This window comes from Pleomorphochaeta caudata (assembly GCF_055395745.1).
Genome location: NZ_AP042458.1, coordinates 1,317,170 through 1,335,311, shown reverse-complemented (window position 1 = coordinate 1,335,311; position 18,142 = coordinate 1,317,170). Strand labels below are relative to the sequence as shown.

Annotated in this window: 14 protein-coding genes and 1 tRNA gene; 2 read left to right on the top strand and 13 right to left on the bottom strand. The window is 29.8% G+C overall.

Annotation, left to right across the window (positions count from 1 at the left end):
* Positions 1 to 118 precede the first annotated feature (118 nt).
* From ACZ5RS_RS06140 to ACZ5RS_RS06120, 5 genes are all read right to left on the bottom strand, one after another.
* Positions 119 to 715 carry a hypothetical protein gene (locus ACZ5RS_RS06140; RefSeq protein WP_464638440.1) on the bottom strand — a complete coding sequence of 199 codons (597 nt, stop codon included), beginning with the start codon at positions 713 to 715 and terminating at the stop codon, positions 119 to 121.
* Positions 716 to 994: 279 nt separating this feature from the next.
* The gene (locus ACZ5RS_RS06135; protein ID WP_464638439.1) at positions 995 to 2,887 is read right to left on the bottom strand and encodes an ABC transporter ATP-binding protein; all 1,893 of its coding nucleotides are present in this window, start codon (positions 2,885 to 2,887) and stop codon (positions 995 to 997) included.
* On the bottom strand, positions 2,874 to 4,613 hold the full coding sequence (locus ACZ5RS_RS06130) for an ABC transporter ATP-binding protein (protein WP_464638437.1): 1,740 nt from the start codon (positions 4,611 to 4,613) through the stop codon (positions 2,874 to 2,876). The genes ACZ5RS_RS06135 and ACZ5RS_RS06130 overlap by 14 nt, the downstream gene beginning before the upstream one ends.
* Positions 4,613 to 5,050, bottom strand: a complete 438-nt coding sequence (locus ACZ5RS_RS06125; protein WP_464638435.1) for a MarR family winged helix-turn-helix transcriptional regulator — start codon at positions 5,048 to 5,050, stop codon at positions 4,613 to 4,615. Before ACZ5RS_RS06125 ends, ACZ5RS_RS06130 begins: the two co-directional genes overlap by 1 nt.
* Before the next feature lie 232 nt (positions 5,051 to 5,282).
* The gene (locus ACZ5RS_RS06120) at positions 5,283 to 7,211 is read right to left on the bottom strand and encodes a class I SAM-dependent methyltransferase (RefSeq protein WP_464638434.1); all 1,929 of its coding nucleotides are present in this window, start codon (positions 7,209 to 7,211) and stop codon (positions 5,283 to 5,285) included.
* Between the two features lie 159 nt (positions 7,212 to 7,370).
* On the opposite strand from ACZ5RS_RS06120, the gene ACZ5RS_RS06115 reads away from it, so the two are divergent.
* A complete protein-coding gene (locus ACZ5RS_RS06115) occupies positions 7,371 to 7,826 on the top strand; it encodes a hypothetical protein (RefSeq protein ID WP_464638432.1) in 456 nt (151 codons plus the stop codon).
* Between the two features lie 69 nt (positions 7,827 to 7,895).
* Here the strand turns inward: ACZ5RS_RS06115 and rpsD are convergent, their stop codons facing one another.
* The 4 genes from rpsD to ACZ5RS_RS06095 form a co-directional block, all read right to left on the bottom strand.
* Positions 7,896 to 8,489 (bottom strand): 30S ribosomal protein S4, encoded by a 594-nt coding sequence (rpsD, locus tag ACZ5RS_RS06110; protein WP_464638430.1) that lies wholly within the window; start codon positions 8,487 to 8,489, stop codon positions 7,896 to 7,898.
* Between the two features lie 142 nt (positions 8,490 to 8,631).
* A tRNA-Asn gene (locus ACZ5RS_RS06105) sits at positions 8,632 to 8,704 on the bottom strand.
* A 314-nt stretch (positions 8,705 to 9,018) separates the two neighbouring features.
* Positions 9,019 to 10,812 carry a 5'-nucleotidase C-terminal domain-containing protein gene (locus ACZ5RS_RS06100; protein WP_464638429.1) on the bottom strand — a complete coding sequence of 598 codons (1,794 nt, stop codon included), beginning with the start codon at positions 10,810 to 10,812 and terminating at the stop codon, positions 9,019 to 9,021.
* A 314-nt stretch (positions 10,813 to 11,126) separates the two neighbouring features.
* Positions 11,127 to 11,297 (bottom strand): hypothetical protein, encoded by a 171-nt coding sequence (locus tag ACZ5RS_RS06095; RefSeq protein ID WP_464638427.1) that lies wholly within the window; start codon positions 11,295 to 11,297, stop codon positions 11,127 to 11,129.
* A gap of 175 nt (positions 11,298 to 11,472) precedes the next feature.
* Between ACZ5RS_RS06095 and yidD the strand changes: the two genes are divergently transcribed.
* A complete protein-coding gene (gene yidD, locus ACZ5RS_RS06090) occupies positions 11,473 to 11,769 on the top strand; it encodes a membrane protein insertion efficiency factor YidD (RefSeq protein ID WP_464638426.1) in 297 nt (98 codons plus the stop codon).
* A 62-nt stretch (positions 11,770 to 11,831) separates the two neighbouring features.
* Here the strand turns inward: yidD and ACZ5RS_RS06085 are convergent, their stop codons facing one another.
* The 4 genes from ACZ5RS_RS06085 to tilS are packed head-to-tail and all read right to left on the bottom strand — an operon-like array spanning position 11,832 to position 18,061.
* Entirely contained in the window at positions 11,832 to 12,860 is a 1,029-nt protein-coding gene (locus ACZ5RS_RS06085) for an aldose epimerase family protein (RefSeq protein ID WP_464638424.1), read from the bottom strand.
* A 53-nt stretch (positions 12,861 to 12,913) separates the two neighbouring features.
* Positions 12,914 to 14,734: a translation elongation factor 4 gene (gene lepA, locus ACZ5RS_RS06080; protein WP_464638422.1), complete on the bottom strand. Its 1,821-nt coding sequence runs from the start codon at positions 14,732 to 14,734 to the stop codon at positions 12,914 to 12,916.
* A gap of 12 nt (positions 14,735 to 14,746) precedes the next feature.
* Positions 14,747 to 16,702, bottom strand: coding sequence for an ATP-dependent zinc metalloprotease FtsH (gene ftsH, locus ACZ5RS_RS06075; protein ID WP_464638937.1), 1,956 nt, complete (start codon positions 16,700 to 16,702; stop codon positions 14,747 to 14,749).
* 30 nt (positions 16,703 to 16,732) lie between these two features.
* Complete coding sequence (gene tilS, locus ACZ5RS_RS06070; RefSeq protein ID WP_464638421.1) at positions 16,733 to 18,061, bottom strand: tRNA lysidine(34) synthetase TilS; 1,329 nt, start codon at positions 18,059 to 18,061, stop codon at positions 16,733 to 16,735.
* Between the last annotated feature and the right edge of the window lie 81 nt (positions 18,062 to 18,142).

The following is an 18,142-nucleotide window of genomic DNA, read 5'->3' as shown; positions in this document are numbered from 1 at the left end:
TTTTTCATCTCCATTTAAAAATTAAATATCTTATATTAAATATTAAAGAAATAAAAAAACTATTACAAAAATTTGTAATAGCCTTTTTACTTAATATAAATATTAAAAATCAATTAATTTAATTGGTGCTAATATCAATTTTAGTTACACTAGTATATGTTCCTGCAGCGATATTATTATTAACATCCTTATATTCTAATTTAAAACGAGCAATTTCAGTTCCATATAAATGAATTCCTCTTGAAAAAGTTGTTGTAAATATACCACTAGAAGAAGCTGTAAAATCCCCAGCAGTTTTAAGCTCATAAGAGACTTCTTCATCACCACGTTTAAAATTTTCAGTTGTTGCAGATTCAGACAATTCAACAATTCTTGGATAAACACCTGTATCAAAATTTGAATCTGTTAAATCTTTAAATTCACCTGTTGTTACACTAGCTATAAAAGTAATATCATTTTTCATATTACCATTTGCTACTGTTGATACTGTAAAGGCATTAGTTACACCCACTTCAGAATTAAGAACAATATTTTCAGTATAATTATCATCGAAATCTTCAAATCCAGTCATTTCTGAATTAAGTTTCTGTAATTTAAAGCTATAATCAGTTTCCTCTAAAGTCGATTTAAGAATTACATTTGGGGCAGAATATGCAAATAAGCTCATTACAACAAACGACAACACAAATAATGTCGATAAAAGTTTTTTATTCATTTTTTTAACGTCCTTTTGTTTACTTTTTTCAATATATAAGACTAATGCGCCATTAAACTTATGTCAAGAGAAGTAAATTGCAAACATAAAAAACTTTTGAAAAAAAATATTTTTTTTATAAAAAACTTAATAAACGATGAAAATTATAGGCTAAAGCTCTATTTTAATGACTAAAAATGCTAAAAACAAGTATCATAAGTATCAATAAACAATTATTGTTTTGTAAACTATTTAATTATGAATAATATAATTCTTTTTACATTAAATTTATTCTTTAATTTAAGAATCTAATTTTGTTATACCTGTATAAAGATTATAGTAGGCACCCTTTTGACTCATAAGCTGTTTATGATTCCCCATTTCTATTATTTCGCCACCCTCTAAAACAACAATTACATCACTATTTCTAATAGTAGAGAGTCTATGAGCAATAACAAAAACAGTTCTATTAGCCATTAATTTGTTCATACCTTCCTGAACTATTTGCTCTGTTCTAGTATCGATACTACTAGTAGCTTCATCTAAAATCATAACTGGAGGATTTGCTATTGCACATCTTGCTATTGCCAACAACTGTCTTTGTCCAATTGAAAGCAAATTATCCTCACCATCTAAATAAGTATCATAACCATCTTCGAGCAAAGAAATAAAATGATCAGCATTTGCTAATTTTGCAGCAGCTACTATTTCTTCATCACTAGCATCAAGTTTCCCATATCGGATATTTTCTTTTATTGTACCACTAAATAAATTGGTATCTTGTAAAACAAAGCCTAAGGCCCTACGGAGATCTGTTTTCTTAATATTTTTTATATTAATACCATCATAATAGATTTCCCCATTATCAATATCATAAAACCTATTTATTAAATTTGTAATTGTTGTCTTTCCAGCACCGGTTGAACCAACAAAGGCAATATTCTCACCAGCTTGAGCAACAACATTTATATTCTTTAAGATTTGTTTTTCTGGAACATAAGAGAAATTAACATTTTTTAACTCTACTTTTCCTTTTAATAAAGTTAAGTTATCACCATCTTTAAAAGCCCAATGGCAAGTATTTTCCTTACATTCAACCAAATTATCATTTTCGTCTTTTTTTACATTTAATAATTCAATATATCCATCATCTTTTTCACTCTTCTCATCTATTAAATCAAATATTCTCTCCGCACCAGCTAATGCTAACATTAAGGAATTGATTTGTTGTCCTAGTGAAGAAACAGGATGAGATAAACTTCTAGAAAGTTGTAAAAAACTTACTATAACCCCTAAAGTAATAGAATAGTTCCCACTGATGGCTAAGACTCCTCCAACAATAGCCAAAACTACATATTGAATATAACTAATACCAGTCATCAATGGCATAAATATATTAGCAAGGCCATTAGCTTTTGCCGTATTTTCAAATAATTCATTATTATATTCTTCAAATCTTTTATTAACACTTTCTTGATGATTATAAACTTTAATTTCTTTTTGTCCGGCAATCATTTCTTCAATAAATGCATTTTCTTCACCTAAAGAAGCTTGTTGCTTAGAAAAAAACTTACCAGAAGCTTTTCCCACAACTTTTACAACAAATAACATTCCTATTAATAAAGCAAATGCAATAATAGATAGTCTCCAGCTTGTAAAAAGCATTGCTAAAACAATTCCTAAAAATTGTAAAAGGCCAAGAAGTAATTGAGGTAAACTTTGAGATAACAAATTAACCATAGCATCAATATCATTAGTATAACGGCTCATAATATTTCCATGACCATTCGTATCAAAAAAGGTTAAAGGTAAGCTCTGCATGTGAACAAACATCTCATCCCTCAAAGTTTTTAAAATCTTTTGTGAAAGTTTAACCATAGCTCTAGTGTAATAATACATTGCAAAAACACCTAAGAGTAAAACAACAGAGAAAATTGGGATTGTTTTATAAAAATATGAATAATCAGGGTTTTTTACACCAATTAATGGGGTAATACCATAGTCAATTATAAAACGTAAAAAAATTGAGGAAGCAATAGTTGTAGTTGAAGCTAATATTATACATAGAAATACAAATATTAATTTTATTTTATATGGACTTAAATAACTTAATAATCTAAAGATAGTTTTCTTTAAATATTTCGGTTTTTCAACTTTCCCACGAGAATTATTAGAACCCTTAAATGGAGGCATCTTCTACCTCCTTCTTTTGTGAATAATATACTTCTTGATATATATTATTACTCTTTAATAAATCATCATGCTTACCAATTCCAACAATATTACCTTCATCCATAACAATTATTTTGTCACAGCCTTCAACACTACTAATTCTTTGAGCAATAATAATTTTTGTAGTATTTGGTAAATGATCTGCTAGCCCTTTATTAATTTTTGCTTCAGTAGCCATATCAACAGCACTAGTGGAATCATCTAAAATTAAAATTTTTGGAGATTTAATCAATGCTCTAGCAATGGCTAAACGCTGTCTTTGACCGCCAGATACGTTTACACCACCTCTTTCAATCTTATAATCATAAGTATTATCTAAACCCATAATAAAATCGTGAATTTGAGCGATTTTACAAGCTTTTATGATATCTTCATCACTTGCATCATCTTTTCCCCATAAAATATTCTCTTTTATAGTTCCTGAAAATAAAACAGATTTTTGCAAAGCATAAGAAATTGCATTTCTCAATGTTTCAATTGAATAATCTCTTACATCAATATTACCAATTAAAATTTGACCAGATTGAACATCATATAATCTTGGAAGCAGATTTACTAATGAAGTTTTTGAAGATCCAGTGGATCCTATTATTCCAATTCTCTCCCCTTGTTTAATTTTTAAATTAACATCTTTTAAACAAAGCTTATCATCTCTTTTTAAATAACTAAAATTTACATTTTTGAATTCAATATCTGCATTATCTAAAATTGTAATGCTACCAGCTTTATCTTTTATATCAACATCTTCTTCTAAAACTTCAACAATTCTATTAACACTTGGAGCCGAAACAATAGCCATTATAAAAGCGGCTGATAACATGATAAGACCAAACAAGGACATACTAACATAGCTAACCAAGCTAACTAGTTCTCCTGTTGTTAATTGTGAAGTGATTACCATTTCTGAACCTAGAGCTACTATTACAACAGTAATTGCAAATACACATAAAAGCATTATTGGCATTACAGAGACCATAAGTTTATAAGCATTTACATATAATTTTTCTAATTTAGAACTCTCAGTTTTAAATTTTTCTACTTCATAATCACTCTTAACATAAGATTTAACAACTCGAATACCATCTAAATTTTCTTTTACAACCCTATTTAACACATCTATCTCTTTAAAAACTTTATCAAATCTTGGGAAAGCTAATTTAATAATTACAATTAGCAAAATCACCAAAACAGGTATAGCAAACAAAAAAGTTACTGATAATCTTGGACTTATCAGATATGACATGTAAATTGAAAAAATAATACTACTTAGAGCTCTAAAAGAACCTCGAACTGTCATTTGATATACACCTTGCAACCTTTGAACATCAGTTGTTAAGCGTACTATTAATGAACTTGAAGAAAATTTATCTAAATTTGAAAAAGAATATTTCTGAACTGAAAAAAATAAATTTCGTCGTAAATTTTTACTAAACCCTGCTGCTCCTCTAGCAGCAAAAAGTCCTGCAGCAACACCAAATATTGCCATTATTAATGTAATGATTAGTAACTTAAAGCCATAATCAACTATATTTTGTTGATTAGCTGAATTAATACCTTCATCGATTAATTTTGCAATCGTGAAAGGGATTTGAGAAAATAACAATGTTTCTGCAATAACTAATAAAGGAGCTAAAAAAGTTTCTTTATAATACCCTTTTAAGCTCCTTATAATTGGTTTAATTTTCATTAATCCTCGTTTTCTAAATTTAATCTCATTTTTTCAACGACTTCAAAGAAAACATCCATTTGTTCATCAGTAATACCTTTTGTCATTTGGTCTTCCATATCCTCTAGAAAAACTTCAAATTCCTGACCAATATTCTTTGCTTTCTTTGTTAGAACAACTTTCTTTAATCTTAAATCATTTTCTACTGATTTCTTTGTTACTAAGCCATTACGTTCCATCAATTTTAAAATCTCTGTAGTAGTAGGACGTCTTAAAGAAAATCTTTGATCAATATCACGTTGAAAAACGTCTTCATTGCCTTTTGAAGCAATGTAATTAATAATGTAATAATGAGAGGATGTCTGTCTCTTATTATTCTTATCACCCTTGAAAGTCATCAACTTTCTTCTGACATGATTTGTCAATCGTCGCAATTCGCACGATGCACTCTTATCCATAATATTAACTCCTTATACACTCTATTATCATCAAGTGTTATATCAATATTAGTATAATATTAAGTTGATTACTAGATACCAAAATTATAATATATTTTATTTTTAATCAAAAACTTTATATATATATTAAAAAAAATACCCCTATACTAGTTTTCTAAGGGTATTAGTTCAATTATGTATTTTTTATGAATTTATATTAGTTATATAATATTGCAAATTTTATATACTTATTTTACTCATTTTTATTATTTTTTTCGAAGCCATAAGGAACTGGTTTACTTCTTTTAACGCGTTTTTCACGAGTAAAACCTGCATCAGAATTTGAATCCCTATTATCTCTAGAATAACTTCTCTCTCTATTATCTCTGGAGTATTTTCTATCTCCATCTTCTCTAGAATACTTTCTATCTCTATCGTCTCTGGAGAATTTTCTATCTCCACCTTCTCTAGAATACTTTTTGTCTCTATCGTCTCTAGAGAATCTTCTTTCTCCACCATCTCTAGAATATTTTTTGTCTCTATCGTCTCTGGAGAATCTTCTATCTCCACCTTCTCTAGAATACTTTCTATCTCTATCATCTCTGGAGAATCTTCTATCTACATCTTCTCTAGAATATCTTCTTTCTCCACCATCTCTAGAGTACTTTCTGTCTCTATCGTCTCTGGAATATCTTCTTTCTCCACCATCTCTAGAGTACTTTCTATCTCTATCGTCTCTGGAATATCTTCTTTCTCCACCATCTCTAGAGTACTTTCTGTCTCTATCGTCTCTGGAATATCTTCTTTCTCCACCATCTCTAGAGTACTTTCTGTCTCCATCATCTCTGGAGTATCTTCTTTCTCTATTATCTCTGGAGTATTTTCTATCTCCATCTTCTCTATTGAATTTTCTCTCTGTATCTTCTCTAGAATATCTTCTATCTCTATCTTCTCTAGAGTATCTTCTGTCCCCTTCATTTCTAGAATAACTGCGCTTTTCTTTAAATTTCCTATCATAATTACTTTTTTTAGCATTATTTTCATAGGTTGCATCCCAACGTAAAGTTAAATCATCATTTACATTGTCATTGTTGCCTTCAAATTCATTTTCTAAATTTGAAATAATTTGCTCTAAATCATTTTGTGGATCTTTATCCATTTTATTTATCCTTTTCTTCTGTTCTGAAGACTTAGATTTAGCAAAGTATTTTTTTCCTTCATAATCTTCTTTAGTTAATTTTACTTTGCTCTCTTTCGCTAATAACCAAGTCCTAGAAGTTCCTTTTTTCTTTGAAAAACCATCTGCTAATATATCTTTTGTAATATTTTCTACTTTATAGCCTTTTAGACGACCTGGATCCATATGGAAAGAACTTAAATTTGTTGAAAAAATAACCTTTCCATCTTTACTTAATAAATTATTTATCAATCTTAAATATCGAACATAATCTCTTTGTATATCAAAATCCTGATTCATTTTTCTGCTATTTGAAAAACTAGGAGGATCTAATATTATTAAATCATATTGTTTTTTATTTCTTACTGCTTCGATAATATACTCTAATGCATCTGTATTAATACAAGGATATTTATCTCCTTCAAATCCATTAATACTTAAATTGTATTTAGCCCAATCTGTATAAGTTTTACTTAAATCTATAGATTCAACTAACGTAGCCCCACCACTTGCTGCATATACACTAAAAGAACCTGTATAAGCAAACAAATTTAAAACACTCAAATTTTTACTAATACTTTCTACTAATTTTCTTGTTTTATAATGGTCCAAGAATAAACCGGTATCAATTCTTTTGATTAAATCGACTTTAAATCGATGTGAGAACTCTTTTACCTCGATTACTAAACTATTACTGCTTTGAAGCTCATGTTGCTCTTTATTGTGTCTTTTTTCGCGTCTATGGAAACAAACATACTCCTGTTGGACATAACACATTCTTCTAACTGTATCAATTACAGTTTCTTCTAGCTCAGAAGTAAGTCCATCTTCACTATAATCTGTTATTCTAGCATATTTACCATACAAATCAACGCTTAAAGGTAGTTCCTCAAGATTCCTGTCATATACTCTCATACAATCAGTATCTTCTTGTAATAATAACCTTCTCATCATTAAAGCATTCTTTTTCAGAATCTTACCAAAATCTTTTATCAAATAATCCATCGCCAACTACCCTATCTTTTACACTTATCTCAATACTATTCACTTTCAATAATCTGTGTTGCATGCTACAATAATCAACATAATTATTCAAGGATTAACATATCGTTTTATTAATTATAAAATAAATTTGGAGGATAGCGAAATAAGCTAAGCACTAATATGGATGAAGAAACAAAAGAATTTCTAGATAATTTAGAGAATCAATACGGTGGAGAAATTACTTGGAAAACATTTGCAACTTGGTATGGCTGTTCTGATTCTACACTTAGAGAATATGGCGTTTTTATTTTCAAAATTAATGACACCTTCTATTTTGAAGATTTTGAAAAAAAATATGCAATATTCGGAATGGAATTAAAAACCAAAAAAAAGCAAAAAGAAAAATATGTTAAATTACAAAGAGACTTTGCTGCAAGTGAAGTAGAAAAAGTATTTAAGGTCTCTCAATCCCACGCTTTAGAAGTAATTAATAAAACTAGAGAGCCTAAAGATCTCCCAGAATTAAATCTATTTGATAAGATATTCAAAAAAAGCGTAACAGCTGTTTTATTAAAAAGTGGCAAATGCCATTTCTTTGAATTCTTAAACTTAGAAGATTTTAAAAAGAATGTTTAAAAGTTTATATAAATAAAAAAACTACTAGTATGCTGACTAGTAGTTTTTTTTGCGACTTTATAATTAAGTCTATTTTGAGTAGAACTCAACAACCAATTGGTCATTGATTTCAACAGGAACTTCTGCTCTTTCTGGAACTCTTAATAATGTACCAGCAAATCCTTCTTCATTCTTATCTAAATAAGCTAATTTGAATTTTACTGCACCTAAGAAGTTCTTCTTGAAAAGTTCGTTCTTACGAGATTTTTCTTTTAATGAAATCACATCGCCAACTTTACATTGGTAAGAAGGAATATCAACCTTCTTGTTGTTAACTAAAATGTGACCATGAGAAACTAATTGACGTGATAGTCTGATTGAGTTTCCAAATCCGATACGATATACAAGGTTATCTAAACGACATTCTAGTGTTGTAATTAAAGCGTCACCAGTTCTTTGTTCAGATTTACTTGCATCTGCATAGTAATTACGTAATTGCTTTTCAAAGATACCGTAATATGCTTTAACTTTTTGTTTCTCAGCTAATTGCATACCATAATCAGATACTTTGTGTTTCTTTCGAAAAGCAGGAGCGTTAGCACGATCCATAGCCTTAGGGTGACCACAAGCATTCACACCTAATCTACGACATTCTTTAAAACGTGGGCCTCTTCTTGTTGCCATAGTCAATTCCTTTAAGAAAGTATTTTCTTCTAACAAAACTATTTTTCAGAACAGCATTTCTAATAAGTTCTATTAGGGTATGATTCAGCTCTCATACCTAGAGCAAATAAAAAGCTCCCTAATAATTGGGAGCAAAATTAAGCGCGCCCGGAGGGATTTGAACCCCCGACAGGGTGGTTAACAGCCACCTGCTCTACCGACTGAGCTACAGGCGCTTAAGTTCATCGAACGATTGGTACATTACCTTATTGAGCCATTTCTGTCAATACAATTTAAATAAAAAAAAATCTTTTTTTCAAAGTTTCTAATAACTGTTTTTGTAAGTAACGATTCTACGATACTTATAATTTGTTAATCAAAAAAAATTTTTTAAAAAAATAAATTCGATTAATATTACTATAAGAGATAAATAAGAAAAATTCCAGTATTATTTTTATTTAGCACATAATTAATTTCATTAAATTTAACTATTTTTACAAATAAAAAGGCCCACATTAAGTGGGCCAATTATTTACTAAGTAATTAGTAATTATTTTGCTGGGTAATTTTCAGCTAAGTAATTAGCTAATACATCACTCATAAGATCTCTCATAGATATAACTTTGTCAAACATTGTATATCCGTCACCACCAGCAGCCATGAAATCATTAGTTGCTACATGATAAACTGTTGAGTCTTTCTTAATAGCTTGGCCATTAGCATAAACTCTGATAATACGTTTGCCAGGTTCTGCATACTTGTTGTAAATAACCTTTAAGTCAGTTTGAGCATAAGAACCAGCAGCATTAGGTAATGCACTATATCCGTGTTCTAGAGCTTCATAAACTTGAGCACCAGTTAATTCACATACTGTTACAACATTATTGAATGGTAATACTGTGATTACTTCACCCATTGTTACATCACCAGCATCAATACTTGCTCTAATTCCACCACCGTTTGTGATTGTGAAATCAGCGTCAGATGATTCAGTCATTGCTGTACAAATCATTTGTGATAAGTTTGTCTTTCTTGTTCTTACGTCAGCTCTTTCGCCTTGTAATACTGAAGGAACACTTGCAACAACGTTGCTATAAACTGCATCTAATTCAGCTTTCTTAGCATCAATATATGCTTTTACTTGTGGATCTTCAGGAACTGAAGTAATTCCATAAGCACTTGCTAATGGGCTGTTAGCTGGATCTACAACGTCAGATGCTTTAATTACAAATGCGTTTTGAGAAACAACTTTCTTATTCTTAACTAGAACATCAACTACACCAACATTTTCCATGTATTCACCAGCTTGAACTAATAAAGCACCGTTTACATATTCACCATTAGGAAGTAAGTCATGGCTATGACCATCTATCCATAAATCAATTCCGTCAAGATTTTCAAGAACTAATTTTGATGTATATCCACTTGGACCGTTTTCATCAAGTCCGAAGTGACCTAGTACTATTACATAGTCAACATATTGATGAGCTAAGTCGATAGCAGCTTGAGCGTTTTTAATGATCATTGGATCATCAAATGTTACACCTTGAATATTTTTTGGATTAGTAGTAACTGCAGTATCAGGAGTTGTTAAACCAACTACACCAACTTTAAATCCATTAAAGTTATATACTTGATAAGGTTGGAATAATAAATAACCGTTCTTATCTAATGTGTTAGCTGATAATACTTTTACATTTGAATATTCTTTAGCAATCTTAGAAGCTTCTAGAATTCTGTCCAAACCATAATCAAATTCATGGTTACCTAAAGCAATTGCATCATATCCTAACATGTCAAGTAATACAGCAGCAGTTTCACCTTTATATAAATTAACAAGATTACTACCTGAGATTGCATCACCAGCATCTAATAACAAGATATTATCAGTAATACTTCTTGCAACTTGCATCATAGTAGCTAATCTTGAATAACCGATATTGCTATCTGTTGCTTCTAATCTACCATGTACATCGTTTGTATGTACAATAAATAAGTCGAATACATCATGACCTGTAGCTTTTACAATTTCCTTTACACCGTAAGGATAAACAACTTCAGGCATTTTTGGTTCTTCAACAACTGTAACTTCTTTAGGTTCTTCTTTAACTTCCGCTTTAGGAGCTTCTTCTTTTACAGGAGCTTCAACAACTTCAGCAACTTCAGCAGGAGCTTCAGCCTTTTCAACAACAGGAGCTTCTTCTTTAGCTGGAGCGACAGGTTTTACAACTGCTGCAGCTGGAACTTGTTCAACAGGCTCTGGTGCTGACTTACATCCTATTACGGAAACGATGAGCAATGTTACTAACAATGCTGACATTAATTTACTTGAAAAACGTTTCACGGTTTTCCTCCTAATATAAATCTCAATGGTTTTTGTATAATAAATACTTCTTCTATAGAAGTATATCATATGAGTTCAATTTTAGGTACAAAAAAAATGAAATAATTTGATTATTTATTACTTAAACAATTCAAACTTGCCAATTTAGACCTCAAATTCTCCATTGCCCTCAAAATTTGATAATTTACATTACCACTTAATATACACTATACCTTTCTTTATGTTTTATATCAATATTTATTTTTACACAAATTATTCAATAAAAAAATAAACCGAAGTTTTAACTTCGGTTTAACTAAAATTTAATATTTTATTTACATTAAGTCTTTTGCTTTTCTAGCTGTGTTACCAGTTTTTTCACAATAAGCAACGTGACGTAGTCTACCATTTTCAAAAACACTCTTCATTTTGATAGCGCCACCCCAACGACTTGTTAGAACTTGTGCACCTGCACGACGTGCGTTCTTTGATACATTACCTGCCATATGATTATTCCTCCATTAGAATTCTAAAATATGTTGTTAACTTAGCATTAACTTATATAAAAGTCAAATACTTAAACCATATTATATAAAAAGTTTTTGTTTATCAATATTTTTTTTCACCCGTTATGTGACAAAGTAACTTGTTTTTTAATAATTCATTGTCTATATTGATGATATGAAAAAAATAAAAAAGCTTCTAAGGCAGATATATTTAATACCAGTTTATCTATACAAAGGCATTCTTTCACCTTATATAGGTGGCTCCTGTATATATTCTCCTACTTGTTCAACCTATTTTTTACAGGCTGTATCAAAGCATGGGATTATAAAAGGCACTATTTTGGGAGTTGTAAGAATATTACGCTGTAGCAGATTTTATATTGGTGGTATTGATCCTGTCCCTGAAGAATTTTCATTAGAAGTAATTAAAAAGAACAATACAATCTTTAAAAGACGAAGAAGAAATAAATAGATATAAAACTATAAAAAATGTGTGAAAATTAACTAAATTCTCACACATTTATTTTTTATTTATTAATAGGTCCCAAATTGGTAAATTGTCGTATGATCATATTTTTCACATTTTCTCAACACTATTGATGGAAAATTCTCATTATTAGGAGAATCTGGATAAAATTGAGTTTCAAAACAAATTCCACTATTTTTCAAACCCTTTGATCCATCTTTATTAATCTCATTTTCACCTATAAAATTACCACTGTATAGTTGAAGTGATGGCAAGGTAGTAAAGATATCCATCATTATATTTGTTCTATCACATTTAAATGTTCCAACTAAAGTTAGTTGGCCGGTATAATCTGCAAAACACAAAGCATGATCATAGCCATTTCCAGTTTTTTCTATTCTTTCTCCGATTGTATGAGGCAATCTAAAATCAAAAGGAGTGTTTTCAACAGATAGTAATTCACCAGTTGGTATTAATTTATCATCTATATCAACATATTTATCACAATTTAATAATAATTGATGATCTAAAATTGTAGTTTTAGGATCTCCACTTAAATTAAAGTAACTATGATTAGTCATATTCAAAATAGTATCCTTATCACTAAAGCCTTCATATCTAACAATCAATTGTCCATCACTAGTTAAGATATAAAAACACTTAACTGTTACATTAGCAGGAAAACCACCCTCTCCATCAAAAGATGTAACACTTAAAATTAAAGCAGGATTATTATTTATTACAGTTTCTTCACAAGACCAGTTCTTAAAAGCTAAGGAAGAAGGTCCACTATGAAGTGAATTTTCACCTTCATTTTTTTCTATGTTATATTCAATACCATTTAAAGTAAATTTTGCATCTTTTATACGGTTTGCAACTCTACCAACACTCATTCCATAAAAAGTATTGGTATCTAGATAATTTTCAAACTTATTATAGCCTAATACAACATCAACTATTTTCTTATCCTTAGAAGGAACTTTTAAAGAATAAATTAAAGCCCCAAAGGTTAATACCTCTAAAGAATACTTACCATTTTCAATAGTATATTTAAATACTTCTTCTCCACCTTTTGTTTTTCCAAATAACTCTTTCATTTTTACCTCAAAAAAAGAGCTCATGTAAACACACAAACTCTTTAAAAATTTTATTAATTACTAGTATCGTCACTTTTTAAAACTGCCAAAAATGCTTGTTGTGGAATTTCAACACTTCCAACCATCTTCATTCGTTTTTTACCTTCTTTTTGTTTTTCAAGCAATTTTCTCTTTCTAGAAATATCTCCACCATAACATTTAGCAGTAACATCCTTTCTATAAGCAGAAATTGTTTCTCTTGATACAATTTGTCCACCAATAGCAGCTTGAATAGCTATTTTATATTGTTGTCTATGAATTTCACCTTTTAATCTTTGGCAAACTATCTTACCTCTTTGTTGGGCATTACCTCTAAATACTAATTGAGATAAAGCATCAACTTGTTCTCCATTAACTAATATATCTAATCTAACCAAGTCAGTTCTTTTATAACCAATTACTTCATAATCAAAAGATGCATAACCACGAGAAATAGATTTTAATCTATCATAGAATTCAAATAATACTTCAGCTAAAGGCATTTCATATTGCAATTCAACTCTTTTTGAATCGAGATAATTCATATTAGTTTGAACTCCACGTTTCTCAATAGCTAAATTCATAATAGGTCCAATATATTCAGCAGGAGTTATAACATTAGCTCTAATGTATGGCTCTTCACTATATTCAACTAATACTTGATCAGGATATTCTAATGGATTATCAATTTCTATAACTTCATCTTCTTTTTTCAAATGTACTTTATATTCTACAGAAGGAGATGTAAAAACTATTGACAAATCAAATTCTCTTTCTATTCTCTCTTGAATTACTTCTAAATGTAAGAGACCTAAGAACCCACATCTAAAACCAAAGCCCAAAGCAGCTGAAGAGTCTTTTTCATAAACTAAAGAAGCATCATTAAGTTTTAGTTTTTCAATTGCATCATTTAATTCTTCATAGTCATTTGAATCAACAGGATAAATTGAAGAGAATACAACAGGTTGAACTTCTCTAAATCCTTCTAGAGGCTCATCTGCCATATTATCAAATTTTGTTACAGTATCCCCAACTCTTATATCACCAATTTTTTTAACACCAGCAATGAAATAACCAACATCACCGGCATGCAAAATACCAGTTTTGATAAAGTTTAATTGGAAGACTCCAACTTCTTCAACATCATAATCAACCCCGCCGTGCATAAATTTAATATGATCGCCTTTTTTCAAACAACCATCAAAAACTCTACAGTGAACTATTATACCTCTATAAGGATCATAATGAGAGTCAAAAATTACAGCTTTTAAAGGATCATCATCATCACCTTGTGGTGGTGGAATAATTTCAACTATTTTTTCAAATAATTCATCTACTCCAAAACCAGTTTTTGCGCTTACTTGAACTGTTAAATCAGGGTCTAAGCCTAAATCGTTATCAATCATTTCAAGACACATTGGAATATCTGCAGATGGTAAATCAACTTTGTTAATTACTGGAATTACTTCCAAATTATGTTCCATAGCTAAATATAAATTAGCTAAAGTCTGAGCTTCTACACCTTGAGAGGCATCAACTAGTAATAAAGCACCTTCACAAGAACTAATAGCTCTTGAGACTTCGTAACTAAAGTCAACGTGACCGGGGGTATCAACTAAATTTAATTTATAAGTTTTACCATTTTTTGCTTTATAAGGAATCGTAACAGCTTGGCTTTTTATAGTAATGCCTCTTTCTCTTTCGATATCCATATTATCTAAAACTTGATCTTGAGCAGGTCCTCTTGATTTATTTAATTGAGCTTTCTCAATAAAGCGATCGGCCAAGGTAGATTTACCATGGTCGATATGCGCAATTATACAAAAGTTTCTGGTCAAAGAATAATCATGTCCCATATTTATCCTTTTTTATTTTAAACTTAAATTATTTTCTATTGGATCAAAACCTAAAAGTTCTCTTATTTCTGCATCATCTAGAGTTTCTTTTTCAACTAATCGATCAGTTAATAAATCTAATTGATCTCTATGAGTTGTTAAGATATCACGAGTTTCATCTAAACAATCATCCAATATTTTAAGCATTTCACTATCAATGATTTTTGCAGTTGCTTCGCTGTAGTTTTTGTGCTGAGCAATTTCACGACCTAAGAATAAAGGTTCATCTTCATCACCTAGATTAATAAATCCAATACTACTCATACCAAACTCAGTAACCATTCTCTTAGCAATATTTGTAGCTTGTTGTATATCATTTGAAGTACCAGTTGTGGTTTCTCCATAAACAATTTCTTCAGCTACATAACCACCCATAGTAATTTTAATTCTATCTAATAATTTACTCTTTGTTAAAGTATATGCATCTTTTAGTGGTAAACTAATTGTTAAACCTAAAGCTCTACCATGAGGAATAATTGTTACTTTATGTAATGGATCAACATTGTTTAAATAATAGTGTAATAAAGTATGCCCTGCTTCATGATATGCAGTAGCTCTCTTATCATCTGCACTCATTACTTTACTCTTCTTTGCAACACCTAATAAAACTTTATCTCTAGCTTCTTCAATGTTGTTCATTGAAACAGTTTCTTTATTTTCTCTTGCAGCAAATAAAGCAGCTTCATTTATCATATTAGCTAAATCTGCACCACTACTTCCAGGAGTTGCTCTAGCAATTCTATTTAAATCAACATCACTTTCTAGTCTAACTTTCTTACAATGTATTTCTAATATAGCTTCTCTTTCTTTAATATCTGGTAAATCAACAACAACTTGTCTATCAAATCTACCTGGTCTAAGTAATGCTTGGTCTAAAACATCAGGACGGTTTGTAGCAGCCATTACAATAACATTGGAAACAGAATCAAAACCATCCATTTCAACAAGAATTTGGTTCAAAGTTTGTTCTCTTTCATCATGACCACCGCCAAGACCAGCTCCACGAGCTCTACCAACAGCATCTAATTCATCAATGAAAATAATACATGGTGCAGCTTTTCTTGCTTGTTCAAATAAATCACGAACACGAGAAGCACCCATACCAACAAACATTTCAACAAAGTCTGAACCACTAGTATGTAAGAAAGATACTCCAGCTTCACCTGCAACAGCTTTAGCTAATAAAGTTTTACCAGTTCCTGGAGGACCAACCAATAAAGCCCCTTTTGGAATCTTTGCACCAATTTTATGGAATCTAGAAGGATTCTTTAAGAAATCAACAACTTCTAGCAATTCATTTTTAGCTTCTAATTGTCCAGCAACATCTTTAAATGTTGTTTTATTTTCATCTGGTTTATATTCTTTTGCTAGATTTTTACCTAAGCCACCCATCATTTTTGAATTCATTCCATTAGCTTGACGATATAAAATAACCATAAAGCCAACAAATATTACCCAAGGAATAAGACTTAAGAACAAGGAAAGATATGAAACTTGTTGTTCAGAACCTGAAACAATAATTCCACTTCCTTCTAACTCATCTAACAAATTTTGATCTGCATAAGGAATCAAAGTTTTCATTCTAACATTTGATTGAGTTACAAATGTTATTTTTTGATTTGCTTCAATATCAACAGTAGTGACTTGTCCTGAAGCAACATATTGTTTGAAAGTAGTATAAGGAACTGTTTGTACACCAGCATTTGCCATACTATCAAACATTAAAATTCCAAAAGTTAATAATACAAAAATAAAAATACCAAAGGATATTTTATTCTTAGGTGTTTTAAATGGTCCTTTGCCATCATTATTATTCGGAGAGCCTCCGCCCTTTAAACCATTCCAAAAATCATTACTGTTTTTTGGCTTATTATCTTTATTGTTGTTATTATTATCTTCAAAATAAATTCCAACTTTTGCTCGTTCCATTTTATTAATTGTATTCACTACATAATCCTTTTAACCAATACTATATATTCTAACGGTTTTTCCCTCAAGGGGAGTTTTCACTCTCTTTGCCAATCTATCTCTTCCATCAATATGTTTTGCAAAGAGGGCAACAATACCATTTCTATCTTCTAAAACTAATACCTTATCTCTATCTGATTCTTTAATTTTCCAACCAGATAAAAATTTTGATATTTCTACAGTCCCACTTTCAGTTACTAAAGAATCATCACTTCTAATGTTTCTTAAAATTAAAGGGTAACTTATATCTTCATCAGCAATTCTTAATAATTTAGTATTATCATTTTTTTGGGAAGAAATCATTAGCTTTTTATCAAAAACTTTTATTTCTTGATCCTGTGCGTTATCAATAATATAACTAAATTTAGGCAATTGCACAAACTCATTAATAACAAAAGAATTATCTTTTATCAATAATTCAACATTACCAAATATTTCACTACCTTCTTTTTTGTTCCTTATTACATTATCAATATGAACAACTTTTTTAAAGGAGGGAATCTCGTATTTTTTAATAATTGTAGATAGTACATTATACCTTATAATTTCTTTTTGAAGCAAATATTCTTTTCTATTAACTTTATTATCTTCAATTAATGAACTAATTTGCTCTTGAGCTAAAGATACTAGACCTGAAAACATTAATGCATTTCTATAAACAATTTTTTTTGCATCAGGAAATATTGATTCAATTTTAGGAGAAATCTCCTTTCTAATCCTATTCCTTAAATAATCAGTTTTAGCATTAGTTGAGTCTTCACTCCAAGTTAAACCTGCAACTTTCAATAACAATCTTAAATTATCTTTTGTATAGGCTAATAAAGGCCTAATTATCATAATTGAATCTTGTTCTCTAATTTCTCTAATACATGATAAAGATAATAAAGATGCTCCATTAAAAGATCTCATAATCATTGTTTCAAGTTGGTCATCAATAGTATGTGCAGTAGCTAAAGCTTCAAAACCATTTTCTTTGCAATAATCAATCAATTTTTGATATCTTAAATACCTTGCGGCGTCTTCAATACCGTTATTTCTTATTTCCTCTTCCGCTTCAATAACACCTTCTTCAAGTATTATCTCTTTATAATTAACACCTAAAGAAGCACAATTATTTTTATTAGTTTCACTTTCAATTGATAATTCTTCACTTCCTCTTAATCCATGATTAACATATAAGGCAATTAAATTTTTCTTATCAATTTTTTGTGATAACAGATATAATAGAGCTAACGAATCGCTTCCACCTGAAAATGCAACAGCAATTTTTTTATTAATTAAATTAGGATATTTGATAAAATATTCATTGAATTGATCCATATAGCCACCTAAAAATTATACTAATAATAAAAATATGACTAGAAAAACCTCATTCGTCAATCATAAATATTAACAAATGTA

Excerpts from the sequence above, each read along its gene's own strand:
- ACZ5RS_RS06140 (WP_464638440.1), bottom strand. The coding sequence starts at position 715 with ATGAATAAAAAACTTTTATCGACATTATTTGTGTTGTCGTTTGTTGTA.
- ACZ5RS_RS06135 (WP_464638439.1), bottom strand. The coding sequence starts at position 2,887 with ATGCCTCCATTTAAGGGTTCTAATAATTCTCGTGGGAAAGTTGAAAAA.
- ACZ5RS_RS06130 (WP_464638437.1), bottom strand. The coding sequence starts at position 4,613 with ATGAAAATTAAACCAATTATAAGGAGCTTAAAAGGGTATTATAAAGAA.
- ACZ5RS_RS06125 (WP_464638435.1), bottom strand. The coding sequence starts at position 5,050 with ATGGATAAGAGTGCATCGTGCGAATTGCGACGATTGACAAATCATGTC.
- ACZ5RS_RS06120 (WP_464638434.1), bottom strand. The coding sequence starts at position 7,211 with ATGGATTATTTGATAAAAGATTTTGGTAAGATTCTGAAAAAGAATGCT.
- ACZ5RS_RS06115 (WP_464638432.1), top strand. The coding sequence starts at position 7,371 with ATGGATGAAGAAACAAAAGAATTTCTAGATAATTTAGAGAATCAATAC.
- rpsD (WP_464638430.1), bottom strand. The coding sequence starts at position 8,489 with ATGGCAACAAGAAGAGGCCCACGTTTTAAAGAATGTCGTAGATTAGGT.
- ACZ5RS_RS06095 (WP_464638427.1), bottom strand. The coding sequence starts at position 11,297 with ATGGCAGGTAATGTATCAAAGAACGCACGTCGTGCAGGTGCACAAGTT.
- yidD (WP_464638426.1), top strand. The coding sequence starts at position 11,473 with ATGAAAAAAATAAAAAAGCTTCTAAGGCAGATATATTTAATACCAGTT.
- ACZ5RS_RS06085 (WP_464638424.1), bottom strand. The coding sequence starts at position 12,860 with ATGAAAGAGTTATTTGGAAAAACAAAAGGTGGAGAAGAAGTATTTAAA.
- lepA (WP_464638422.1), bottom strand. The coding sequence starts at position 14,734 with ATGGGACATGATTATTCTTTGACCAGAAACTTTTGTATAATTGCGCAT.
- ftsH (WP_464638937.1), bottom strand. The coding sequence starts at position 16,702 with ATGGAACGAGCAAAAGTTGGAATTTATTTTGAAGATAATAATAACAAC.
- tilS (WP_464638421.1), bottom strand. The coding sequence starts at position 18,061 with ATGGATCAATTCAATGAATATTTTATCAAATATCCTAATTTAATTAAT.